19 protein-coding genes, 2 tRNA genes and 3 rRNA genes are annotated in these 25,314 nt (G+C 40.3%); 21 read left to right on the top strand and 3 right to left on the bottom strand.

What is annotated here, in order from left to right:
* The first annotated feature begins 110 nt into the window (after nucleotides 1-110).
* From metK to JG738_RS02235, 20 genes are all read left to right on the top strand, one after another.
* Nucleotides 111-1,277, top strand: coding sequence for a methionine adenosyltransferase (metK, locus tag JG738_RS02140; protein WP_201338093.1), 1,167 nt, complete (start codon nucleotides 111-113; stop codon nucleotides 1,275-1,277).
* Between the two features lie 51 nt (nucleotides 1,278-1,328).
* Entirely contained in the window at nucleotides 1,329-1,613 is a 285-nt protein-coding gene (locus tag JG738_RS02145) for a 4Fe-4S dicluster domain-containing protein (RefSeq protein ID WP_084275319.1), read from the top strand.
* A gap of 105 nt (nucleotides 1,614-1,718) precedes the next feature.
* Nucleotides 1,719-2,132, top strand: coding sequence for a nucleoside-diphosphate kinase (ndk, locus tag JG738_RS02150; RefSeq protein ID WP_201338094.1), 414 nt, complete (start codon nucleotides 1,719-1,721; stop codon nucleotides 2,130-2,132).
* Nucleotides 2,133-2,510, top strand: a complete 378-nt coding sequence (locus tag JG738_RS02155; RefSeq protein ID WP_084275321.1) for a hypothetical protein — start codon at nucleotides 2,133-2,135, stop codon at nucleotides 2,508-2,510.
* On the top strand, nucleotides 2,497-2,649 hold the full coding sequence (gene rpmF / locus JG738_RS02160) for a 50S ribosomal protein L32 (RefSeq protein ID WP_084275322.1): 153 nt from the start codon (nucleotides 2,497-2,499) through the stop codon (nucleotides 2,647-2,649). Before JG738_RS02155 ends, rpmF begins: the two co-directional genes overlap by 14 nt.
* 2 nt (nucleotides 2,650-2,651) lie before the next feature.
* Nucleotides 2,652-3,641, top strand: coding sequence for a phosphate acyltransferase PlsX (gene plsX / locus JG738_RS02165; protein ID WP_201338095.1), 990 nt, complete (start codon nucleotides 2,652-2,654; stop codon nucleotides 3,639-3,641).
* Nucleotides 3,642-3,651: 10 nt separating this feature from the next.
* Nucleotides 3,652-4,644, top strand: coding sequence for a beta-ketoacyl-ACP synthase III (locus JG738_RS02170; protein WP_201338096.1), 993 nt, complete (start codon nucleotides 3,652-3,654; stop codon nucleotides 4,642-4,644).
* Between the two features lie 361 nt (nucleotides 4,645-5,005).
* Nucleotides 5,006-6,536 (top strand): 16S ribosomal RNA (locus tag JG738_RS02175).
* A 184-nt stretch (nucleotides 6,537-6,720) separates the two neighbouring features.
* Nucleotides 6,721-6,797, top strand: a tRNA-Ile gene (locus JG738_RS02180).
* A 93-nt stretch (nucleotides 6,798-6,890) separates the two neighbouring features.
* Nucleotides 6,891-6,966, top strand: a tRNA-Ala gene (locus JG738_RS02185).
* Between the two features lie 251 nt (nucleotides 6,967-7,217).
* A 23S ribosomal RNA gene (locus JG738_RS02190) occupies nucleotides 7,218-10,125 on the top strand.
* 129 nt (nucleotides 10,126-10,254) lie between these two features.
* Nucleotides 10,255-10,370: ribosomal RNA gene (gene rrf / locus JG738_RS02195) — 5S ribosomal RNA — on the top strand.
* Together the 16S, 23S and 5S rRNA genes with 2 tRNA genes alongside form the textbook arrangement of a ribosomal RNA operon.
* Before the next feature lie 140 nt (nucleotides 10,371-10,510).
* Complete coding sequence (locus tag JG738_RS02200; RefSeq protein ID WP_201338097.1) at nucleotides 10,511-13,807, top strand: Eco57I restriction-modification methylase domain-containing protein; 3,297 nt, start codon at nucleotides 10,511-10,513, stop codon at nucleotides 13,805-13,807.
* 28 nt (nucleotides 13,808-13,835) lie between these two features.
* Entirely contained in the window at nucleotides 13,836-14,228 is a 393-nt protein-coding gene (locus tag JG738_RS02205; RefSeq protein ID WP_201338099.1) for a TaqI-like C-terminal specificity domain-containing protein, read from the top strand.
* A 65-nt stretch (nucleotides 14,229-14,293) separates the two neighbouring features.
* Nucleotides 14,294-15,241: a MoxR family ATPase gene (locus JG738_RS02210; protein WP_201338101.1), complete on the top strand. Its 948-nt coding sequence runs from the start codon at nucleotides 14,294-14,296 to the stop codon at nucleotides 15,239-15,241.
* Nucleotides 15,238-16,071 (top strand): DUF58 domain-containing protein, encoded by an 834-nt coding sequence (locus JG738_RS02215; protein WP_201338103.1) that lies wholly within the window; start codon nucleotides 15,238-15,240, stop codon nucleotides 16,069-16,071. The genes JG738_RS02210 and JG738_RS02215 overlap by 4 nt, the downstream gene beginning before the upstream one ends.
* Nucleotides 16,071-16,451: a hypothetical protein gene (locus JG738_RS02220; protein ID WP_201338105.1), complete on the top strand. Its 381-nt coding sequence runs from the start codon at nucleotides 16,071-16,073 to the stop codon at nucleotides 16,449-16,451. Before JG738_RS02215 ends, JG738_RS02220 begins: the two co-directional genes overlap by 1 nt.
* A complete protein-coding gene (locus JG738_RS02225; RefSeq protein ID WP_201338107.1) occupies nucleotides 16,444-17,361 on the top strand; it encodes a VWA domain-containing protein in 918 nt (305 codons plus the stop codon). Before JG738_RS02220 ends, JG738_RS02225 begins: the two co-directional genes overlap by 8 nt.
* Nucleotides 17,361-19,013, top strand: a complete 1,653-nt coding sequence (locus tag JG738_RS02230; protein WP_201338109.1) for a VWA domain-containing protein — start codon at nucleotides 17,361-17,363, stop codon at nucleotides 19,011-19,013. Before JG738_RS02225 ends, JG738_RS02230 begins: the two co-directional genes overlap by 1 nt.
* Complete coding sequence (locus tag JG738_RS02235) at nucleotides 18,997-20,451, top strand: BatD family protein (RefSeq protein WP_201338111.1); 1,455 nt, start codon at nucleotides 18,997-18,999, stop codon at nucleotides 20,449-20,451. The genes JG738_RS02230 and JG738_RS02235 overlap by 17 nt, the downstream gene beginning before the upstream one ends.
* Here the strand turns inward: JG738_RS02235 and JG738_RS02240 are convergent.
* Nucleotides 20,434-21,261, bottom strand: a complete 828-nt coding sequence (locus JG738_RS02240; protein WP_201338113.1) for a prephenate dehydrogenase — start codon at nucleotides 21,259-21,261, stop codon at nucleotides 20,434-20,436. The genes JG738_RS02235 and JG738_RS02240 overlap by 18 nt on opposite strands.
* Nucleotides 21,262-21,367: 106 nt before the next feature.
* On the opposite strand from JG738_RS02240, the gene bamA reads away from it, so the two are divergent.
* On the top strand, nucleotides 21,368-23,578 hold the full coding sequence (gene bamA / locus JG738_RS02245) for an outer membrane protein assembly factor BamA (RefSeq protein ID WP_201338114.1): 2,211 nt from the start codon (nucleotides 21,368-21,370) through the stop codon (nucleotides 23,576-23,578).
* Here bamA and JG738_RS02250 read toward each other — a convergent pair.
* The gene (locus JG738_RS02250; protein ID WP_201338115.1) at nucleotides 23,575-25,044 is read right to left on the bottom strand and encodes a Ppx/GppA phosphatase family protein; all 1,470 of its coding nucleotides are present in this window, start codon (nucleotides 25,042-25,044) and stop codon (nucleotides 23,575-23,577) included. The genes bamA and JG738_RS02250 overlap by 4 nt on opposite strands.
* Nucleotides 25,044-25,298, bottom strand: a complete 255-nt coding sequence (locus JG738_RS02255; RefSeq protein WP_084275335.1) for a YfhL family 4Fe-4S dicluster ferredoxin — start codon at nucleotides 25,296-25,298, stop codon at nucleotides 25,044-25,046. The genes JG738_RS02250 and JG738_RS02255 overlap by 1 nt, the downstream gene beginning before the upstream one ends.
* Nucleotides 25,299-25,314 lie beyond the last annotated feature (16 nt).

The raw sequence follows: 25,314 nt of genomic DNA on the forward strand, positions 1-25,314 counted from the left end.
TGCAATAAAAATTTAGTTGCACTCTTTAATGTAAAAAAATTGCTTCCCATAGTGATAGATGCAACATTTCCAATTTTGGATATAATTTGCAAAAAATAAAAAGGGATGCTATGGCAAGAGATTACTTATTTACTTCTGAATCGGTAACGGAAGGACATCCAGATAAAATGGCCGATCAGATAAGTGATGCCATCTTAGACTATATTATCCAAAGAGATCCACATGCACGTGTTGCTTGTGAGACGCTTCTAAGTAATGGGTTTGCAATCATTGCAGGCGAGCTCAAAACTCATACGTATGCACCTATGCAAGATATAGTAAGAGAAGTGATTCGTGAAATTGGTTATACAGATGCACTCTATGGATTTGATTATAGGAGTGCTGGAGTGCTCAATGCAGTGGGAGAGCAGTCTCCAGATATCAATCAAGGTGTTGATAAAGCAAGTGGGGAAATAGGCGCAGGTGATCAAGGACTTATGTTTGGATATGCTTGTACAGAGACTGATGTATTGATGCCACTGCCAATCACAATGGCACATAGACTTACCTATGAATTAGCACGCGCAAGAAAAGATGGTGTTTTGCCATTTTTACGTCCGGATGGCAAAGCACAGGTAACAGTACGCTATGAAAATGGTAAGCCAAAAGAGATCAAAACCATTGTTATCTCTACACAACACGATCCAGATGTAAGTTACAACAGGCTCAAAGATGCAGTTATAGAGGAAATAGTCTACAAGGTAATACCAAAAGAGCTCATCGCGGATGACATTGTCTATCATATCAATCCAACAGGAAGGTTTGTTATAGGTGGTCCGCAAGGGGATGCAGGTCTTACTGGCCGCAAAATCATTGTTGATACCTATGGGGGAAGCTGTCCACATGGAGGTGGAGCGTTTAGTGGTAAAGATCCTACAAAAGTGGATCGCAGTGGTGCCTATGCTGCAAGGTATGTTGCAAAGAATCTTGTAGCAAGTGGAGTATGCGAGAGAGTTACGATCCAGATTGCTTATGCAATAGGTGTAGTAGAACCTGTTTCTATAATGGTTGATACACACGGCACAGGTAAAATTGCGGATGAAAAAATTGAAGAGTGTGTTAAAGAGCTGTTTGACCTTACACCAAAAGGGATTATAGAGACGTTAGATCTTCTTCGACCAATTTATAGAAAAACTGCAGCATATGGTCATTTTGGCAGGGAGTTACCGGAATTTACATGGGAAATGACAAATAAGGCTGAAGAGATAGCAGAGTTTTTGAGAATAAGCAAAGTTTAAATTTGTTTTGTTATAGTTTGATTGACATTAAACCCAAAGAAGGAGCAAAACATGGCGGTTAAAATTACTGATATCTGCATCAACTGTGGAGCATGTATTGATGAATGTCCAGTTGAAGCAATTGTTGATGATGAAGATAATCCAACAGGAGAAGAGATCTATTATGTATATCCAGATAAATGTGTTGAGTGTGTAGGATATCATGATACTCCTGCATGTGCAGAAGCTTGCCCTACTGAGGGATGTATCGTTTGGGATGTATGCCTTGAAGGCGCAACATGTAGAGATGATGTGCCAGCTGAAGCGAGAGAAAATCATCAGCCTGTAATAGAATAACTTTTTTGGGGCTCTTGCCCCAATTAAGCCTCCTTTTTAATATTTTCTTATGCTTTCTTTGCTATAATCACCCTCTAAAATTCTGAAAACTCTGTAGGAGCACAAATGGAAAGAACACTTTCTATTATCAAACCGGATGCTGTAGCAAAAAATGTTGTTGGCAAGATAATCGATAGATTTGAAACAAATGGACTAAGAATAGCTGCAATGAAAAAAATTAAACTTACAAAAGAGGATGCAGCTAAATTTTATGAAGTACACAAAGAGCGCCCTTTTTTCAATGATCTTGTTGAGTATATGACAAGTGGCCCTGTTGTAGTAATGGTACTAGAGGGTGAAAATGCTGTTGCAAAAAACAGAGAGCTTATGGGTGCTACTAATCCGAAAGAGGCTGCTCCTGGAACAATTCGTGCCGATTTTGCTGAGAGCATTGAAGCAAATGCTGTTCATGGAAGTGACAGTTTGGAAAATGCCCAAAAAGAGATTGCATTTTTCTTTGCACAGAGGGAGATCCTTTAATTGAGAATTGCCTTTAAAAAAATCGGATTCTCAAAAAAAGATGTAGAGGTTACGAAAGACACTCTTACACTCCGTGGAAAATTAGAAAAGAAGAAAGAACTCGTTGATTTCCTTGGTGTCTTGCAAGGAAAGCAAGAGGTAGAGTGTAGTAGATGTGGAGAGAATTTTTTTGTTACAATAGACGAAGAGATTTTTCTTAAATTTAGTGATGGTATCTATGAGGGCTTCGATGAAGAAGCCGATGTAATTGAATTTTATGATGGTTCAATTGATCTTGACGAAGTCATAAATGCAGAAAGCGAGTCGATAAAACTCGACTATCATATCTGTAAAAAGTGTATACAACAAACCGAAGGAGAAGAAAATGGCAGTACCTAAGAGACGTGTAAGCAAAACAAGAGCAGCGAAAAGAAGAACACACTATAAAATTAAACTAGTAAGACCAGTAAAAGATAAAGATGGCACATGGAAAATGCCACACCATGTAAATCCTACAACAGGCGAATATAAAAGCTAAGCATGATTAAGATTGCTGTCGATGCTATGGGAGGGGATTTCGGTCCTTATCCTATAGTAGAGGGAACGCTGTTGGCTCTCAAAGAGCATAAAGATTTCAAAGCCATACTTGTTGGTAAAAAAGAGAAAATTCTTCCACATATCCCCAAAAAATATTCCAATAGAGTAGAGATTGTAGAAGCCAGTGATGTAATTGGTATGGATGAGCCAGCTACTGAAGCGCTTAAACGTAAAGAGAGCTCTATATATAAAGCTATTGAGTTAGTCCGAACACAGCAAGCAGATGGAGTTGTATCGGCAGGCCACAGTGGAGCGACCATGAGTTTAGCGACACTCCGTATAGGGAGATTGAAAAACATTAGCCGTCCAGCTATTGCAACACTTATGCCTACATATAAAAATAAAAAAACGCTTGTTTTGGATGTTGGTGCCAATGTTGATTGTAAGCCGGAACATCTTTTTGAGTTTGGGGTCATGGGAGAAGCGTATGCAAGAGCTGTTCTAAAAAATAGCGAACCAAAAGTTGGTCTCCTTTCTAATGGTGAAGAAGATACCAAAGGTAATGAACTTACAAAAGCAGCATTTTCACTACTCCGTTCTCTACCTACTTTTACAGGCAATGTAGAAGGCAATAATATTTTTGATGGCAGTGTTGATGTTGTTGTTTGTGACGGATTTACTGGGAATATTTTGCTCAAAACCAGTGAGGGTGTTGCAGACGCAATAAGTAAGCTTATAAAAAAAAATATAAAAAAGAGTCCAGTGAGCATGGCTGGGGCACTAATGATGAAAAAAGTTTTTCGTATGCTCAAAAAAGAGATTGATTATAGTGAGTATGGTGGCGCACCTTTGATTGGCGTAAAAGGGTGTGCAATAATAAGTCATGGAAAGAGTACACCTAAAGCTATCAAAAACGCTATCAATCAAGCTATTAATTATATTCGATCTGATATTAATAGTTATATAGAAAAACGGCTCGAAGAGGTAAAATAAAGGATAGAAATTGTATGCAGCACTGCGCTCTATCGGGGCTTACATTCCAAAAAATGTTTTGACTAACCATGATTTAGAAAAAATGGTTGATACAAGTGATGAATGGATTACAAAGCGTACAGGCATCAAAACGCGTTATATTGCTGATAAAGATGAATCTACAAGCGATCTTGGTGTAAATGCAGCTCGTAATGCTTTAGAACGTGCTGGCATGCAAGCTACTGATGTAGATATGATTGTTTGTGCAACAATTTCTCCAGACTACTTTTGTATGCCTTCTACCGCTTGCATGATTGCAAAAAAACTAGAAATTGCTAATATTCCGGCTTTTGATATCAGCGCAGCTTGCAGTGGATTTATATATGCATTAGCCACTGCAAAAGCTTTTATAGAAAGTGGTATGGCAAAAAATGTTTTAATTATTGGCGCAGAGAAATTGAGTGCTATAGTTGATTATACAGATCGTACAACATGTATCCTTTTTGGAGATGGTGCAGGTGCTGCTATTGTAAGTGCTACAGAAAACAAAGATGAAGCAATCAAAGACATTAATATTGCAGCTGATGGGAAATATTATGACTATCTTATAACGCCAGGGTGTGGTACAAATAGGCCTTGTAGCGAAGAGGTTTTGAAAGAAAGAGAGTGCTACATCAAAATGAAAGGCAACGAAACTTTTAAAGTTGCTGTGAAAACTCTCACTAATGATGTTGTAGATATTTTGAAAAAAAATGGTATTAAAAGCGAAGAGATCGATTTTTTTGTCCCACATCAAGCAAATTATCGTATTCTCAATGCAGTTGCTAATGCTTTGGGACTTTCTCAAGAACAGATAGTTATGACTGTAAGTAAATATGGGAATACCTCTTCAGCTTCTATTCCAATGGCGATAAATGAAATATATGAACAAGGGCTTTTAAAAAGTGGAGATTTGATGCTGCTTGATGCATTTGGTGGCGGTTTTACATGGGGTAGTGCCCTTGTACCTTTTGCAGGCAACTAACTTCTCTTGACAAGCACCACAAGATTAAAATATAATTCCGGCTCCGAACGCGAGAGAGGTCTTTGGGAAGAGCAGAGCGAGAGGGGGAAGTTGAGGGGCTCTTGACAAAGAGTTGAAAGTTTGGCATAATTTCAGTCCTCAAAAAAGAGGGGGTTGAGAGAAATCTTAAGAGAGATTTCGAAGAGCTCTTGACAAAAATCAAGAGATTGAGTAAAATAACGCCCCTTGAAAAAGAGTTCGAATCACTTATCTTGAGTGAAGATGAGTGAGAGAGTTCTTGTGAATTTAAGATCTTTGACAACTAGACAGAGACGAGTCCTTTGAGTTTTAAAAGAGGATTTTAAAACTTCATAAATAGATATTTATGGAGAGTTTGATCCTGGCTCAGAGTGAACGCTGGCGGCGTGCTTAACACATGCAAGTCGAGCGAGAACGGCTCTATCCTTCGGGATAGAGTGTCAGCTAAGCGGCGCACGGGTGAGTAACACGTAGCTAACCTGCCCCATAGTGGGGGATAACAGCCCGAAAGGGCTGCTAATACCCTATACTCCTTCCATGCGAAAGTATGGTTGTGGAAAGCGTTAGCGCTATGGGATGGGGCTGCGGCCTATCAGCTAGTTGGTAGGGTAAAGGCCTACCAAGGCAATGACGGGTAGCTGGTCTGAGAGGATGGTCAGCCACACTGGAACTGAGACACGGTCCAGACTCCTACGGGAGGCAGCAGTGGGGAATATTGCACAATGGGGGAAACCCTGATGCAGCAACGCCGCGTGGAGGATGACGCCCTTCGGGGTGTAAACTCCTTTTGACAGGGAAGAAGATGACGGTACCTGTCGAATAAGCACCGGCTAACTCCGTGCCAGCAGCCGCGGTAATACGGAGGGTGCAAGCGTTACTCGGAATCACTGGGCGTAAAGGGCGCGTAGGCGGTCTGCTAAGTTGGATGTGAAAGCCCACAGCTTAACTGTGGAACTGCGTCCAAAACTGGTAGACTAGAGTCCGGAAGAGGCAGGTGGAATTGGTGGTGTAGGGGTAAAATCCGTAGAGATCACCAGGAATACCCATTGCGAAGGCGACCTGCTGGGACGGTACTGACGCTGAGGCGCGAAAGCGTGGGGAGCAAACAGGATTAGATACCCTGGTAGTCCACGCCCTAAACGATGGATGCTAGTCGTTGGGGTGCTAGTCACCTCAGTGATGCAGCTAACGCAATAAGCATCCCGCCTGGGGAGTACGGCCGCAAGGCTAAAACTCAAAGGAATAGACGGGGACCCGCACAAGCGGTGGAGCATGTGGTTTAATTCGAAGATACGCGAAGAACCTTACCTGGGCTTGACATCCCGAGAACCCTCTAGAGATAGAGGGGTGCCCCCTTTTGGGGGAGCTCGGTGACAGGTGCTGCACGGCTGTCGTCAGCTCGTGTCGTGAGATGTTGGGTTAAGTCCCGCAACGAGCGCAACCCTCGTCCTTAGTTGCCAGCACTTCGGGTGGGCACTCTAAGGAGACTGCCCGGGTAACCGGGAGGAAGGTGAGGATGACGTCAAGTCATCATGGCCCTTATGCCCAGGGCGACACACGTGCTACAATGGCGCGTACAGAGAGAGGCAATACCGCGAGGTGGAGCAAATCTCTAAAGCGCGTCCCAGTTCGGATTGCAGTCTGCAACTCGACTGCATGAAGTCGGAATCGCTAGTAATCGCGGATCAGCCATGCCGCGGTGAATACGTTCCCGGGTCTTGTACTCACCGCCCGTCACACCATGGGAGTTGAGCTCACCCGAAGCCGGGGGACCGACCCGTAAGGGGGGACCCCTGTCGACGGTGGGCTCAGCGACTGGGGTGAAGTCGTAACAAGGTAACCGTAGGAGAACCTGCGGTTGGATCACCTCCTTTCTAGAGTGATGATCCAAAGATTCGTTTCTTTGGATGGAAGAGTCAATAAGTACTCACACTTATTGGCTCAGGGGGCTCGTTCTCTGTCTAGTTGTGAGAGATCAAAGATGTTCTTTGAAAAAAAGGAAAAGTGGAGTCAGTAAGAGCTAAGAGGAGCCCTTATCAGGGGCGGAGCTTTAATAATGGGCCTGTAGCTCAGGTGGTTAGAGCGCACCCCTGATAAGGGTGAGGTCAGAGGTTCAAGTCCTCTCAGGCCCACCATGTTGAGAGAGTCTTGCATAAACTCTTTCACTCACGTACTACAAGGTACGCTACGTAAAAGAGTATGCACAATTCACTACTCAACAATGATATGGGGTCTTAGCTCAGCTGGGAGAGCGCCTGCCTTGCACGCAGGAGGTCACCGGTTCGATCCCGGTAGACTCCACCAAGATGGAAATTGGACATGAGACATTTGACATTGGAAATGAGAGTAAAGAAAAAGTATCTTATCTCCAATGTCCAATTACCAATGTCCAATGTCAAAGTCTAAATAAAATCTTCGGTGGAAGATTTTATTTAGACTTTAGGTCTATGTTATTTGACAACTCATTGTTCGTAGTAAAAGAGGTAAAAACAATAGGCAAGCTGTTTTACTTGACTAAGGTAGTTGAGTAAGGCGGCGGTGCGTCTTAGAAGTAGGTGTAAGCTACAAAGGGCGTACGGTGGATGCCTAGGGTGATGGAGGCGATGAAGGACGTGCTAGGCTGCGAAAAGCCTCGGGGAGCTGCCAAGAAGCGTTGATCCGGGGATTTCCGAATGGGGCAACCCGGCCAGTAGTAATACTGGTCACCTGACTATGTCAGGGGCGAACCCGGGGAAGTGAAACATCTCAGTACCCGGAGGAAAAGAAATCAACCGAGATTCTCCTAGTAGCGGCGAGCGAACGGGGAGTAGCCCGTCTCTGTGTAGCCTACATTATAGTCGAATTACCTGGAAAGGTAAGCCATAGAAGGTGATAGCCCTGTAGACGAAATAGTGTAGGTGGGACTAGGCAGAGACCTTGCGAGTAGGTCGGGACACGTGTTATCCTGACTGAAGATGGGGGGACCACCCTCCAAGGCTAAATACTACCATCACACCGATAGTGCACAAGTACCGTGAGGGAAAGGTGAAAAGAACCCCAGTGAGGGGAGTGAAATAGAACCTGAAACCGTATGCCTACAATCATTCGGAGCCCTATGAGCTTCGGCTCAGGGTGACGGACTGCCTTTTGCATAATGAGCCTGCGAGTTGTGGTCAGTGGCGAGGTTAAGCACACGCGAAGCCGTAGCGAAAGCGAGTCTGAATAGGGCGATTGAGTCACTGGTTGCAGACCCGAAGCCGGGTGATCTATCCATGGCCAGGCTGAAGTGGGGGTAAGACCCCATGGAGGGCCGAACCAGTGGAGGTTGAAAACTCCTTGGATGAGCTGTGGATAGGGGTGAAAGGCCAAACAAACTCGGTGATAGCTGGTTCTCTGCGAAATATATTTAGGTATAGCCTCAGGAAGTAGCTACAGGGGGTAGAGCACTGATAGGGCTAGGGCTGCTCACCGCGGTACCAAACCCTGTCAAACTCCGAATACCTGTAGTGGAATCCTGGGAGTCAGGCGTAGGGTGATAAAATCCTATGTCGAGAGGGGAACAACCCAGACTGCCGACTAAGGTCCCGAAGTTGTGACTAAGTGGAAAACGATGTGGGGCTGCTTAGACAACCAGGAGGTTGGCTTAGAAGCAGCCATCCTTTAAAGAAAGCGTAACAGCTCACTGGTCTAGCGGCCCTGCGCGGAAAATATAACGGGGCTAAGTCACACACCGAAGTCGCAGGTGCATACTGGTGTATGCGCGGTAGCAGAGCGTTCCAGTCAGCGTTGAAGCTGTACCGGTAAGGAGCAGTGGAGCGGCTGGAAGTGAGCATGCAGGCATGAGTAGCGATAAAAGTGGTGAGAATCCACTTCGCCGAAAACCCAAGGTTTCCTACGCGATGCTCGTCAACGTAGGGTTAGTCGGGTCCTAAGCCGAGTCCGAGAGGGGTAGGCGATGGGAAATCGGTTAATATTCCGATACCTACTTACTACAAGGCGATGGAGGGACGCTTAGGGCTAGCCGGGGTCCGTGATGGAATACGGGCTCGAAGGGTGTAGGCTGCTAGGTAGGCAAATCCGCCTAGCGTGAGGCCGAGACCTGACAGGCCCCCAAAGCCCTTCGGGGCGGCGGGGGAACCGGTAATGCCGTCGAGCCGAGAAAAGCTTCTAAGCCGTTTAAGTAGTAAGTAGCCCGTACCGTAAACCGACACAGGTGGGTGAGATGAGTATTCTAAGGCGCGCGGAAGAACCCTGGTCAAGGAACTCTGCAAACTGGCACCGTATCTTCGGTATAAGGTGTGCCCGTAGTAGGTGAAGGCCCATGCGGCTGGAGCCGAGGCGGGTCGCAGCGAAGCGCTCCATCCGACTGTTTATCAAAAACACAGCACTATGCTAACTCGTAAGAGGATGTATATGGTGTGACGCCTGCCCGGTGCCGGAAGGTTAAGGGGATCGCTTAGCCCTTTTGGGCGAAGGCGTGAACCGAAGCCCCGGTAAACGGCGGCCGTAACTATAACGGTCCTAAGGTAGCGAAATTCCTTGTCGGTTAAATACCGACCTGCATGAATGGCGTAACGAGATGGGGGCTGTCTCGACCAGGGATCCGGTGAAATTGTAGTGGAGGTGAAAATTCCTCCTACCCGCGGAAAGACGGAAAGACCCCGTGGACCTTTACTACAGCTTGGTACTGCCATCGGGATGAGGATGTGCAGGATAGGTGGGAGGCTGAGAAGCCAGGGCGCCAGCTCTGGTGGAGCCGTCCTTGAGATACCACCCTTCCTCATTCTGGTGGCTAACTCGCCACAGTTATCCTGTGGGAGGACAATGCCTGGCGGGTAGTTTGACTGGGGCGGTCGCCTCCTAAAGAGTAACGGAGGCTTACAAAGGTTGGCTCAAAGCGGTTGGAAATCGCTTGGAGAGTATAAAGGCATAAGCCAGCCTGACTGTGAGAGAGACAACTCGAGCAGAGACGAAAGTCGGTCTTAGTGATCCGGTGGTTCTGAGTGGAAGGGCCATCGCTCAAAGGATAAAAGGTACCCCGGGGATAACAGGCTGATCTCCCCCAAGAGCTCACATCGACGGGGAGGTTTGGCACCTCGATGTCGGCTCATCGCATCCTGGGGCTGGAGCAGGTCCCAAGGGTATGGCTGTTCGCCATTTAAAGCGGTACGCGAGCTGGGTTCAGAACGTCGTGAGACAGTTCGGTCCCTATCTTCCGTGGGCGTAGGAAGGCTGAGGAGAGCTGACCCTAGTACGAGAGGACCGGGTTGGACGTGCCACTGGTGTACCAGTTGTCCTGCCAAGGGCACCGCTGGGTAGCTATGCACGGAACGGATAACCGCTGAAGGCATCTAAGCGGGAAGCCGACTCCAAGATGAGCCTTCCCTGAAGGACGGTGGAAGACTACCACCTTGATAGGCTGGGTGTGTAAGCGCAGCAATGCGTTTAGCTGACCAGTACTAATAGTCCGTTTGGCTTACACATTTAATTATGCACCGCCGCCTTACTGAGCTACCACTCTTTTGCTACGAACAATGAGTGATCTTTCAAACAAAACTTGTCAAAAGACAAGAGAAGAGAGTCTTTTAACTCTAAAAGCCTCTCTTCTCTTGTCCTGGTGCCTATAGAGCGGAGGAAACGCCCAGTCCCATTTCGAACCTGGAAGCTAAGCTCCGCATCGCTGATGATACTGCAGCCTTCGGCTGTGGAAAAGTAGGTCGGCGCCAGGCCAAGATTTTTTCCTTCGATTACTTCTTCAATTAATACCTCACATAGTTACAAAATCTAAGAAATTAACTCTTCTATAATACATTTTTAAATTCTTTATAATTATAATTGTTTACCATATTATCTACCTTTTTGGAGTACAATGTTGCAGATAAAAATTTTTCCACCAAGAAAAGTATTTTCTCCACTCTATTCTAAAAAAAGCATAACAAAATCTGCTCTACATAATTTCGATGACATATTGAAAAGATATCTTGATAATCTTTACGAGCAGATGAAAATGCAGCAAACAGAGCCTGTTATGGTTTCATCTGTTTTGAAGCTTTTTTTTGACTCAATGCATTACGATGCGCAAAGTTTTTCTCAAAAAGGACAAAGTGGTATAGATTTTGCCTTAATGCATGATGGTAAGCCTGCAGTAATTATAGAAGCTAAAAGACCGGACTCTTCCGCCAACATATCACAAAGTGATCCAAATAAAAAAGCTCTCCATGAAGCAATACTCTATTTTATGCGTGAACGTGACCAAGATAATTATAATCTTTATCACATTATTATTACAAATTTTTACCAATGGTATATATTTGATGCTAAAGAGTTTGATAAACTCTTTTGGCAAAACAAAGAGATAAGAAAAATCTATGAAAATATAAAAAATCCTTCCACATTGATTGATAAGACCAAAGAGTTTTACAAACTGCTGCAAAATGAGCTTTCCAAGCAAGATATAACAATAGAAGCAGCTTATGTAGATTTGCAAAAACCGATGAGTGAAAGCCAAAAGGCTGCACTTTATAAGCTTTTCTCAAAAGAGTATCTTTTTAAAACATTTAATCCCAATGATGCGAATAAACTTGATAGAGGTTTTTATAATGAGTTGCTCTACATTTTGGGACTAGAAGAGAAAAAAGTAGGCGGTAAAAAGATCATTGATAGAGCCACAACTCCTCATATGGCTTCTTTGTATGAGAATATTGCAAGGAATTTGGAATATACAGGATATAGGGCAGATTTTGAAATTGTATTGCAACTCTTAATTATCTGGATGAATCGTATTTTATTTATGAAGCTTTTTGAGGCGCAGCTGCTTCAATGGAATAGTGGTGAAGAACGTTATAAGTTTTTACATATTCAGACTATAAAAGATTTTGATGTATTGAAGATATTCTTTTTTGATATTCTTGCAAGACCACAGCACAAAAGAGTTCACAAAGAGTATGAGCATATTCCTTATCTCAATTCCTCACTTTTTGAGATATCACCAGTTGAGAAGGAATTTATAGATATTTCAAATCTTGAAGATAACTGCGAGCTACCCTATTACTCCAAAACGGTTTTGCGTGATGAGAATGGGAAACGGCGCAAAGGCAGTTGCAATGTGCTGCAGTATCTCTTCGAGTTTCTCGATGCTTATGATTTTTCCAGTGAAGGTAAGGAAGAGATTACTAAAGATAATAAGACTCTCATAAATGCTGCAGTATTAGGACTTATTTTTGAAAAACTCAATGGATATAAAGAGGGAAGCTACTATACACCAAGTTTTGTGACAATGTATATGGCAAGAGAGACGATTGAAAGAGCAATTATAAAAAAGTTCAATACGCTCAAAGGGTGGAAGTGTAAAACTCTTGCCGATCTTGATGAAAAGATTGAAGATAAAAAAGAAGCAAATGAGATTATAAATTCACTTACAATTTGTGATCCAGCAGTTGGAAGCGGACACTTTCTCGTTTCTGCACTCAATACCATCCTTGCAATAAAAAGCGAACTTCGCCTTTTATATGATGTGCAGGGCAAACGCATCAAGGACTATACTTTGGAAGTGGAAAATGATGAATTAATTATTAGAGATGATGAAGGCGAGATATTTGAGTATCGACGTGGTTCTCAAGAGGGATATCGAATACAAAGAGCAATATTTGAAGAGAAAAAGAGAATTATTGAAAACTCTCTTTTTGGCGCCGATATCAATCCCAATGCAGCACATATTGCAAGACTTCGACTTTGGATCGAGCTGCTTAAACATAGCTACTATGATGAAAATGGACAGCTTGTAACGATGCCAAACATAGATATCAATATAAAAGTTGGCAACTCTTTGGTGAGCAGATATGGGCTCCATGATGAGATAACAATACCCAATATCCAGTATGAGATCGAGAAGTACAAAAAGCTTATACGTGAATATAAAGATGGGATATTTGAGGGGACAAAAGAGCAGATGCAAGAGTCCATTGAGAGGCTCAAAGAGATGTTTGGCCAGACACTCCAAGAGCAATGGAAACAAAAACAGACGTACAAAAAGAAGCTCAAAGAGTATGTGCAAGATTATGGTTTTGATGGGTTACGTGATGAGATGATGCTTGATGCCATTCAGTTTGGTTATGGAAGGCAGGGAATATTATTTATGAAAGAAAATGATGATGCCAAAAAGCAAAAGAGACTTTTGCAAGAGATAGAAGAGAACTATCAACAGATAGAAGAGATTCGCTCGGGACGTGTATATGAAAATGCTTTTGAATGGCGCTTTGAGTTTCCAGAAGTACTGGATGAAGAGGGGAATTTTGTAGGATTTGATGTAATTCTTGCCAATCCACCATATATTTTAGAAGATGAAAATAAAGAAGCCTTTAATGGTCTACATTTTACAGAGTGTTATCAAGGAAAAACAGATATTTGGCATATTTTTACATGTCGTGCTATTGATATAACAAAAGATAATGGCTATATTAGTTTTATTGCAAAAAACCAATGGCTTGAGAGTAGCGCAGCATCGAAAATGCGAAGAAAAATATATGATAAAACTGAAATAGTATCTCTTATAGATTTTGGACCTAATATGATTTTTGAAGAAGCTAGTCAGCAAACAATGATCTTTTTACTACAAAAACATACTGTACCAAAACATTCAATTCATTTTATAAAATTTACAAAAAAATTACCTTTAGAAAAAATTTCCTCAATACTATTGGCAGGTTTGCAAAAGAGTGTGGAAGAAGGTGTGATAGTAGGAGAAAAAGAGATACCAAGCTCTATGAGTGAGCGGGAGAATTTGAAATTTTCTTCACAAAAGAATGAAGAGATTCTTAAGAAAATAGAAAGGCGTGCAAATTTTCGTTTTAATCCTAAAAAGGAGATAATTCAAGGAATCATTGGAGGGCCTGATGAGGCATTTATCGTAGATACGGAGATGTTAGAGAGATTTACGGATGATGAGAAAAAATATTTGCGCAATTTTCATACAAATACACAAAGGTATTATACACCACCGAGTAAAAAATATATTATTTATCTTAGTGCAAAAAATTTTAAAGGAACAATCGATAACTATCCTAACATAAAAGCTTTTTTTGAAAAGAACAAAGAACTATTAAGGAAAAAGAAGCAAAAATATAAAACTCCTCACAAACCATATTTTTTCTTGCATAGAGAGAGATGAATCTTTTTTTATAAAAGGTCCTAAAATTGTGTTTGCAGCTCATACCCGAGGAAGGAGTTTTTCTTATGCTGAAGAGCCTTTTTATGGTTCAAGAAATCTCTTTTTTATAAAATCAAACCGAGTTGATCTTAAATTTCTCACTGCTTTGCTCAATTCTAAACTTTTCTATTTTTATATGCATGAGAGGCTTAAGCATAATGGAGATCTCCTTCAGATAGATAAAAACCAATTTATGAAGATACCTCTTTATGTGCCAAAAAATACGAGTGAATTTGATGCGATTGTGGATGCCATTATCCACAAGAAAAAAGCAGGAGAAGATACAAAAGAGCTTGAAGATAAAATCGATGCAATGATTTATGATCTTTATAATCTTACGCAAGAGGAAAAAGAGCTTATAGAAAAAAGTGTAATACAGTGAGAGCAATTCTCCTCTGTCGCTAACTTTTTTATACTACAATTGCAAAAAAATTTCTGGGGACGGGTATGCGAACTATTATAGAAAATATCAAAAATGAAGTTAAAAAGGTTGTTGTCGGGCAAGAGGGGATGATCGATGGGCTGCTTATTGGCCTCATGTGTGATGGGCATATCCTGCTCGAAGGTGTGCCAGGACTTGCAAAGACAACCACCGTCAATGCCCTTGCAAAAACACTTGGATTACAGTTTAAAAGGGTGCAGTTTACTCCAGATTTACTGCCAAGCGATATTATAGGTACAGAAATTTATGATCCTGCAAAAAATGAGTTTAAAATCAAGCATGGTCCAGTCTTTACCAATCTTTTGCTGGCAGACGAGATCAACAGAGCACCAGCTAAAGTGCAATCAGCCTTGCTTGAAGTGATGCAAGAGCGTCAAGTGACAATTGGGGATGAGACATTTATGATAGATAGACCATTTTTAGTTATGGCTACGCAAAACCCTGTAGAGCAAGAAGGTGCTTATAACCTGCCTGAAGCACAGCTCGATCGCTTTATGATGAAGCTTATTGTTGGTTACAACACAAAAGAAGAGGAACTTGAGATTGCAAGACGCGTAGCAAACAATGCATTTGGCAAAATTGAGACAGTTGCAACAAAAGAGGATCTTGAAAAACTTAAAGAAGAGGTGAGAGAAGTTCACATCGATGAAGAGGTGGAAGAGTATATAATCGATCTCATCTTTGCTACAAGAGAGCCTAAAAATTACGGTTTGGCTGAAATTGCAAAATACATTGCTTTTGGAGCAAGTCCACGTGCTAGTATCGATATGTTTAAAGCCACAAAGGCGCTTGCATATATGCGCGGAAAAGATCATGTAACGCCACTTGAGATTGCATATTTAGCAAAAGATGTTTTGCGCCACAGAATTATTCTGAGCTATGAGGCTGAAGCAGAAGATATCAAAGCAGATTTTATCATTAATAAAGTCTTAGAGGCAGTGCCCATTCCATGACGCAAAAAAATATCAAAAAGCTTCTTATAAAAGCAAAAAAGCAGGTTTTTAGTGAAATTCCTGGCAATAATCCCTCACTCTTTAAAGGGGAGGGGTTTGATTTTGTAGAGCTTAGAGAGTATCAGCCAGGAGATGATGTTAAAAAAATAGATTGGCTTGTTACTGCAAAACTGCAAAAGCCTTATATAAAGCTCTATCGTGAAGAGCGAGAGCTTAATGTAGTAGTAGCTTTTATGCTAAACGGAAGTATGTTTTTTGGAACAAAGAGATTTAAACAAGAGCTTGCTGCCGAAATTGGTGCGATACTCGGGTTTGCTGCAATTAAAAACCAAGATAATTTCTCCTATATTCTCTTTGCAGATAAAGAGTATGGCAGTATACGTCCTACAAAACATATTAATGCAGTGCAAAAGTGTGCAGAATCTGTGGCGAAGTTTGTGACACTTGGAAAGAGTGCTAATTTTTCTCAGCTTACACAGAGGCTTTTTAAAATAAGAAGAAAATCTATTGTTTTTATAGTAAGCGATTTTTTTGGAGAGTATGATTTTAAGGTTTTGGCTAAAAAACATGAAGTAGTCGCAATTGTAGTACGCGATCGTTTTGAAGAGGATCCGACACCTATTGGCTTTATGAATCTTATAGATCCTGAGACAAAAAAGAGTTTTATTGTAGACTTTGAAGGATCTACATTGAAAAACTATAAAAAAGAGATCAAAAAAGCTGATAGCAAGATGTATGAACATTTTAAGCAAAGTGGTGTACGTTTTACAAAAATTTACACTCACGAAGAGCCATTTATCAAACTTTTAAAACTGTTTGGACAAAAGTAATGGAGCAGCTAAGAGATATAAAACCGCTTGTAGCAATTCCTGATTATAGTTTCTATTTGTATATTGGGTTTATTGTGTTTGTTACTACATTAGCAGCGGTGCTGGTCTATTTTATTATAAAACTTTTAAGTAGAAAGAAAATTGATAAGCGCAAAGAGATTTTGGAGCGATTACGCAGCCTTGATTTGAATGATCCTAAAAGAGTGGCTTATGAAATTACAAAGTATGGAAAATATATTATTCGCGATGAGTCAAATATGCGGCTCTATGAGGATTTAGTGAGAAAACTTACAAAGTATAAATATAAAAAAGAGGTTCCTCCATTGAGTAGTGATATAAAAAAAGAGATAAAACTATTTTTGCGAGTGCATGATGAGTGAGTTTGCGTTTGAGCGGCCATGGGTTTTGTGGCTCATTATATTAGTCATACTATGTTTTATAAAGTGTAGAGCAAAAGAGAGTGCCCTACTTTTTCCACATTTATCAATTTTAAAAAAAGCGGCTGACAAGAAGAGCTTTTTACCAGAATTTCTCAAAGCGGTGGCTATTTTTGGTCTCATTTTCTCTCTAGCAGGTCCGATGGCGATTGATAAAAGTGTAGAGCTCAAAAAAAAGGGATATGATATTGTCTTGGCACTCGATGCGAGCGGCTCGATGCGCGAAAAGGGGTTTGATGAGAATAATCCTTTTAAAACAAAGTTTGAAGTAGTTAAAGAGCTTGTAAAAGATTTCATAAAAAAAAGAGTGAATGACAATATCGGAGTAGTAATATTTGGATCTTTTAGCTATATCGCTTCACCACTTTCGTTCAATAAGGATGTTGTCAACAAGATTCTTGATTATCTTGATATTGGCATAGCTGGTCAAAAAACAGCTATTAGTGATGCGCTTATTGAGAGTATTTCGATGCTTAAAGACTCTAAAGCAAAATCAAAAGTTATTATTTTACTTACTGATGGTATAGATACTGCAAGTAAAACTCCTATAAGTGTGGCTATGAAAATGGCAAAGAAGTATCATATTAAGATCTATACTATCGGAATTGGCCAAAGACGAGGAATTGATGAGAGGCTGCTTTCATGGATAGCTGAGGAGAGCGGTGGGGAGTACTTCTTTGCACGCACAGCAAAAGATTTGCATAAGGTCTATGCTACTATAGATAAACTTGAAAAGAGTGAGATTAGAGGTAAAGAGTTTGTTAAAAAAGCAGAACTCTATCCCTATGTGCTCTTTGTAGCTATTTTAGCTCTTCTTGGGTATATCTATATCTATAGCAAGCGAGGATTTTGATGAAGTTTTTGGATTTTGCTTTCATTCCCTATATGCTTGTGCCATCATTGATACTTCTCTATCTTGTTTTGACCAATAAGAGTTTGATTGATAGGATCTTTGATAATGAAGTTTTAGCAAAGCTAAAAATTGAGCAGGGATTATCAAAACAACTACGAACTATACTCCTGTTTGGAGCACTTTTTCTCATGATTTTGGCGATGGCTCGCCCTGTGTATCAAAAAGGAATTGTTGAAGTGGAGAGCTATCGAGGAGATGTAGTTATTGCGCTTGATATCTCTCGTTCAATGAAAGCTAAAGACTACTATCCCGATAGACTTACCTTTGCAAAGAAAAAGATTGAAGAGTTTATAGATAAAGCGCAAAATTTAGCAATTGGAATTTTAGCTTTTGCGAGCAACGCTTACATTGTCTCTCCTATTACTGATGATAAGCATTCACTTAAATATCTTCTCAAAAAATTAGATACAGATCTTCTCTCCCTGCGCGGCACCAATATCCTCTCAGCTTTAATGAGCGCAAATCTTCTTTATGGAAACAAAGAGCCAAAGCAGTTGATACTTGTAACAGATGGAGGAGATAAAAAGGATTTTACTGAAGAGATAAAGTATGCAAAAGATCATGGATTTAAGATAATCGTTCTTGCAGTAGCAACAAAAAAAGGTGCGCCCATTGAAGAGAAGGGAGAGTATCTCAAAGATAGAGAGGGTAATATTGTAATAACCAAGCTTAATCCCGATATTGCTAAGTTGGCAAATGAGACGGATGGTCTTTTTATACAAGCAAGACTCGATCAAAAAGATATTGAGCAAATTTTAGCAAATCTTGGTGGTATCAAAAAGGAAAAAGAGGTAGAAAAGGTGGTAGATCAAGTGGAGTTTTATCCCTATTTTCTAACTGTTGCCTTTATCTTTTTGTTTTTGGCATTTTTTGATCTTCCTTCAACAAAGGCACTTTATCTTTTACCGTTGCTGCTGGTTTTTGATGCACATGCGGGTTTGACTGATTTTAAAATTATCAAAGAGGCTAAAGAAGCGTATAGTAGGGGGAACTATGAGAGTGCAGTAGAAGAGTTTCGTAAAATTACTGCTATCAAAAAGAGCCCTCAAAGCTACTATGATTTGGCAAATGCACTCTATAAAAGCGGAAAATATAAAGAGGCTATACGTTATTACAACAAAGTTCAAACTGATGATAAGGAATTAGAGTTTCGCAAACTCCATAATCTAGGCAATAGCTACTTTAAGCTGCAAAATTATAAAAAAGCGATAGAGATGTATGAGAAGGCATTGAAGATAAAAGAGGATAAAGATACACAATTTAATCTAGAACTAGCTAAAAAGATGCTCAAGAAACAGCAGCAAAAGCAAAAAAACAATCAGAAGCAAAAAAATAACGAAAAGCAGCAAAAGAAGCAGAACCAAAAAGGGCAAAAGAGCAATAAGCAAAATAAAAAGCAGCAAAAAAAGCAGAAGCAAAACCAGCAACAAAGTGGAGAAAAAGGGGAGCAAAAGGAGCAGCAAAATCAGCCTATAAGCAACAGAGAGGAGAAAAAATGGCTCAAAATGATACAAAAAAACAGTACTCCAACACTCTTGTACAAAGCTCCGATAAAAATCAAAAAAGAGGCAGGCAATGAGAATCCTTGGTAGTTTAGTACTTGTAGTAGCTACTCTTTTGGCAGGAAGTTTTAAAGTCTATTTAGAGCAAAATCCAATTTACCAGGGCGAACCTGCTAAGCTTGTCATGGAAGCAAGTGGAGATGAGATTGAGCTGCCAAAAATTGAGAAGATAGGTCCCTATCCAGTGAGTGGTGTGAGTAAAAGTGAGAGCGTTGTTAATGTAAATGGAAATTTAACAGTTAAAAAATCGCAGATAGTTGTCTTTTATCCAGATACTAATGTAACGATTCCCTCATTTACAGCAAAAGTAGATGGGGAGGAGATTAAAAGCGATCCTCTTGAACTTGTTGTAAAAAAGGCGAAAAAAAATAGTAACATCTTTTTTACGCTCAAACTCAACAAAAAAGAGGCGTATGTAGGTGAGCCAATTATTGCTGAATTGGAGCTCAAAATCCGGCGAACACTTAATATTATCGATTATCAATTTCAGATGCCAAAATTTGATAACTTTTGGGTAAAAGAGCTCAAATCCAGCAATAAATATCTTGAAGAGCATGGTGAGTATCTCATTAAACGTATCAAGTTTTTACTCCTTCCGCAAAGGAGTGGTGTGCTCCATATTGCTCCTGGAGTATTTAAATATGCAATTCCTGACAATAATGCCAATATGTTTGGTTTTGTTGTAACTGCACCGCGCTGGTACAGTACAGTTTCCAATGGCGCGAGTGTGATTGTCAAGCCTTTGCCACAAAATGTGGATTTGGTAGGCGATTTTACTATGCAAGTGCAAGTAGATAAGAAAAGAGTAAAGCCTAATGAACCGGTAAATTTGTATGTGAAGATTGAAGGTATTGGTAATTTAGAAAATTTTGATGGGATAGATCTCAATATTAGTGATGTAACAATATATGCAGACAAGCCAAAAATCAAGGAGCGCTATACCGAGCAGGGATTGCAAAGTAGCTTTGAGCAAAAATTCTCTATCATTGCCGATCATAGCTATACAATCCCTGCAATACGTCTGCGCTATTTTAGTCTTAAGCAAAAGAGTATACAAACTCTCCAAAGTGATCCTATTAATATTGAAGTAGTAGGAGGGCGTCAAGTCGCAGCAAACTTACTGCAGCAATCACCAACGCAGCCACAGCAGCAAACAAAACAGCTACTAACTCAATCAACAGCTGCTAAAAAAAGTGGCTTTGATTGGATAAGTTTTATTTATGGAGTTATTGCTGGCATTGTGGTGATGCTTGGGATCTATTTTGCAATGCGCTTGAAAAAGCAACAAGATATTTGGAAGTTTGAAAAGAGTGATAAAAGAGAGCTTCTTAAAAAGCTATTACCATATGTAGCCCAAAGTAAAGAGGCAGCGAGTCTTGCGCAAGCACTCTATGAAGAGATTTATGAGGGCAAAAAACATCGTATAACAAGAAAAGAGGTGGAGAAGGTCTTAAAAGATCTGGTGTAGCGTTGTGGCGTTTTGCATCCACTTTTTGAGTTCTTCCCACTCCTCATTTTCTATGAGCTCTTTTGCATAGCGTAGCTCTTTTTTAAAATCTTCCAAAGAGGTGAGAAGATTTTCTTTGTTCTGTTTAAAGATATCACTCCACATTGTAGGGCTACTTTTTGCAAGGCGGCTCATGTCGCGAAATCCTCCTGCCGCTAGAATAAGGATACTTTTTGGATCTTCTTGTTTTAAAACTGAATTAGCAAGTGCATAGCTAATAGCGTGTGGCAGGTGGCTGATATAGGCTGCATGGAGATCGTGCTCTTTAGCATCCATATAGACTATCTGCATTCCAATGGCAACAAAGATATTTTCTGCGCGCTCTTTATGGAGAGGATCATTTTGCTCAGTATTGCAAAGAACTACGATTTTATCGTAATAGAGTCCCTCTACTGCTGCCATGGGTCCAGAGTATTCGGTTCCTGTCATAGGATGGGCTGCAATGAAGTTTTTGCGTATTGTAGTAGGGCAGGATTTGACAATTTTCTCTTTTGTGCTACCTAGATCAATAATAGTAGTTGCTGGAGGAATATCTTGGAGATTGTGCAAAGCATCAATAATCCCTTCTACCGGGATTGCCAAAAATATTATGTCACACTCTTTGAGTTTGTCAAACTCTACAATCTCATCAACAAGTCCAAGTTCCAAAGCCTCTTTCTTGTGACGAGGATTGCGATCATAGCCTACTATCTTACTTGCAAGATTTTGTTTTCTCAAGTCGAGTGCCAAAGACCCTCCCATGAGACCCAGGCCGACTATTCCCACCTTCATACAGTTCCTTGTTTTGAAGTTTTATATTATAGCAAGGGGGGCTTTTAATGAATATTAATCAAAATATTGGTAAACTTAATACCAAATACTTTAACTAGGGCGTAATATGAAAAAAAGGTATCTGGCTCTATTGCTGCTAGCCTCATTTGCAAAGGCAAAAACTATAAAAGAGATAAAATTTGATGGGCTTTTGCATCTTTCGCCAACCATTGCAAAAGAGATGGTGGGACTCCATCCTGGCGAGCAGCTTGATATGCAAAAAATAGATGAAGCTATAAAGAAATTTTATGCCCAGGGATATTTTAAAGATATCTGGGTGGAAGAGGAAAATGGCAAAGTAATCTTTCATTTTGTAGAGAAGCCCCTCATAGCTGCGATAGAGGTTTTAGGGTATCTTGAGAATAAAAAAGAGGAACTTGATGATATTTTGGGACTTAAAAAAGGTGATATCTATGATGATGCAGCAATAGAAAAGGCCAAAGAGCATATTAAACAAAAAGCACGCTCACAAGGCTTTTTTGATACGGTTGTAGAAGTAGATACTGAAAAAGTAGGTGAACATAGTGTCAAAGTGACTTTCATTGTTAATAAAGGTGAAAAAATCACTATTGAAGATCTTACGCTTTGTGGAGCGAAAACGTTTGATAAAGATGATATCGAAGATGTAGTTGCCAATAGAGAGCGCAATAAATACCTTGGATGGATGATAGGATTTAATAGTGGTGAACTTAAACTCGATCAACTTGAACTTGATGCAGCACGTATCAAAAATCTTTACCTTACAAAAGGGTATCTCGATGCCCAAGTAAGTGATCCATTTTTGCGCGTTGATTTTGATAACTATAAAGCGAAGCTACGCTACCATGTCCAAGAGGGGAAAAAATATAGTGTAGCCAGCGTGGATATAAAACTTCTAGAGCCTATTATCAAAAAAGAGCAGCTTTTGGAGGATTTGCGTTTAGCACATGGAAAAGTTTTTAACATTGAAAAAATGCGTAAAGATATTGAAACCATTAAAAGAAAAATTGCTGATTTAGGATACGCATTTGTACGCATTGCCCCAGATTTTCAAAAAGATGAGAAAAACCATACAGTCAAAATCCGCTATATTATTAACCCAGGAGAAAAGGTTTATATTAAAGATGTGATTATTTCTGGCAATCAAAGAACGCTTGATAGAGTTATTAGACGTGAGGTCTATTTAGCACCGGGAGATGTATATAACTATACTGATTTAATCGAGTCTAAAAATGCACTGCGCAGAACCGGCTTTTTTTCTGATGTAAAGATCGAAGAGAGACGTGTTGGACCAAATGAGATGAATCTTCTTGTACGTGTCAAGGAGATGCCTACCGGTAATATCATGGTTGGTGGTGGATATAGTTCCTATGAGGGATTTTTGATTAATGCCAGTATCAATGATAAAAACATATTTGGTAGTGGAATTGATGGAAACTTTCAAATTGACTACTCATCAAAATCCCTCCGCTTCAATCTTGGTATAACAAATCCACGGGTTTTTGATAGTGACTACAGTCTAGGGCTCAATCTCTATAATACAAAATTTGAATACTATGACTATACGCAAGAGAGGAAAGGCGGAAGCCTCAGTGTTGGAAAACGTTTTACAAGACATTTGTCAGGATCTCTTACCTATGCATATGAAAAAAACAAATTGAGTGATGTGCAGTTTGATAACATCTACTTCCAAGAGGGTACTTATACTAAAAGTGCTTTTATTCCGCGCGTAGTTTTTGATAATACCGATGATTACTATTTACCACGCTCAGGCATGAATATCTCAGGCTCTATTGAGTATGCGGGTGTTGGTGGAGATGAAAAATATACGAAATTTTTCTTGCATGGTGGATACTACTATGGGCTTGAAGAACTCATAGATTATGATCTCATTTTACGTGCTAAAGGGCGTGTTGGATATATTGTAGATAATGGTAATTTGCCAGTTTTTGAAAAATTCTATCTTGGTGGAATAAGGACTTTACGCGGATACGAGACAGCTTCTCTATCTCCAAAAGATAGTCAAGGAAGGCTTATTGGCGGTAAAGAGATGTTCTCTGCATCATTGGAAGCAAGTATTCCTATGATTAAAAACTCAAATATGCGTTTAACATTCTTTGTCGATTATGGTGGAATTGGTGAAGATAGTTTTAGTGAAATTACAAGAGCAGGAGCTGGTGCGGCAATTGAGTGGTTTTCGCCAATGGGACCAATTCAATTGGTATTTGTCCATGCGCTTAACGATAAAGAGGGTGATAGAGTTTCTAACTTTGAATTTAGCGTAGGAACACGTTTTTAAGAGCTTACAAATTTTAGTGCAAAACTTTGCGGTTTTTGCAAAGATTTTGCCTCTTCACGCGCGAGATAGAGTGGCTTGCTGCTTGTAATAGTGAGTACATTATTGGCAAATGAGGCTTCAAAATCTGGACAACTATGATCCTTATTGAGTGATTCAGCAAGTGAGAGAATGAAACTCATCCAGGCTAGTATAGAAGATTTTGGCATAAGTTGTGCAAAAGGTTTTATCACATCTTTATTTGGGAGTTTCTTCTTATGAAATCTCACTAGCATTGCGATTGTTACAATCTCTTGGTGAGTGAGATCGTACTCTAAATCGTTAAGGCAGATGTAGCTGCTATGTTTATGATGCTCATAAAAATCTATTTTAATGCCGATATTGAGAAGTTTTGCAGCATAGAGGAGAATTTTTTCGTGCTCTCTTTTGGGATCAAATTGCTCGTAAAGCATATTGTATAACTTCTTAGTAAATTTATAGTGGCATTTTGCTGCTTTTTCATCGATGCAAAACCTATCAAGAAGACTTCGAAGACTTGGTTGGAAGTTTGCAGGGAATTTATAGTTGCTATTGCGTAAAAGATCGTATAAAAATAACCCTTCGCGTACGCCAACGCCACTTGTAATTATCTTTTTTGCTCCAATATGATTGACGATCTCACGAAAAATAAGACTGCCCTCTTTGATGGTATCATAGCGATCTTTCTTGATAGAGAATTTTTTTAGTTTCAAAACAGGAGTTTCGATTATTTTATCTATAAATTTTTTCTCTTGAGAGTATTCATAGGTAAATCCGTGGAGTTTATCGAGGGGATAAGCAGTTTTTTTCATGATAGCTTGTGAAAGAGCACGAATCGTTCCACCAATGCCAATAGCGCAATTATTTTTGAAATCTTGTGGAATTTTTTGCATCTCTTCATGGATGTAGACAAGAGCCTCTTTTATATTTTTTTCTTTATCAAAAAAAAGCTCTTTGAGGCGAACAGTGCCAAGATTGAGGGATACACTTTGTATGACCTCTTTATTGCGGATGAGTGCTAGCTCAGTAGATCCTCCACCAATATCGATAGTAATACCATCACGTATCGGCAATAGATTTGCTGCAGCGATGGCTCCTAGTTTTGCTTCGGTATCTCCGTCGATAATCTTGATGTTGATGCCTGTCTCTTTTTTGACAAGATTTTTGAACTCTTTGCCGTTTGGAGCATCCCGAACAGCGGAAGTAGCTACGCAAAGGATCTTTTTGGCTTTGAAAGCAAGTGCTATGTTTTTGAACTCTTTTAATGCATGAAGAGCCCTTTGCATAGGCACTTCTTGGAGCCATCCCTCGTGCTCATATGCACCTTCACTGATACGAACGCGACTTTTTGTTTCATTGAGAAGGAAAAAGCCAAAACGGCTTGTACGCTCGATGAGAATCATGCGAGCGGAGTTGGAGCCAATATCGATGATGGCGGTACGTTTTGCCATCAATCCTCTTCGTTAACTATCTGATCGTATTTATATTTGAGTTCAGCAATTGTCTCTACATTGTCTGGATCAGGTACTATGCAATCTACTGGGCATACCGCAATACATGCAGGCTCATCATAAAATCCAACACACTCTGTACATCTATCAGGATCAATGATATAAATTGGATCTCCCTCTTCAATAGCACCTGTTGGACACTCTTCTCTACATGCATCACATGCGATGCACTCTTCAGTTATCATCAAAGACATTCGTCCCCCTCTTTCA

Source organism: Nitratiruptor sp. YY08-26 (genome assembly GCF_016593215.1).
Lineage (GTDB): Bacteria > Campylobacterota > Campylobacteria > Campylobacterales > Nitratiruptoraceae > Nitratiruptor > Nitratiruptor tergarcus.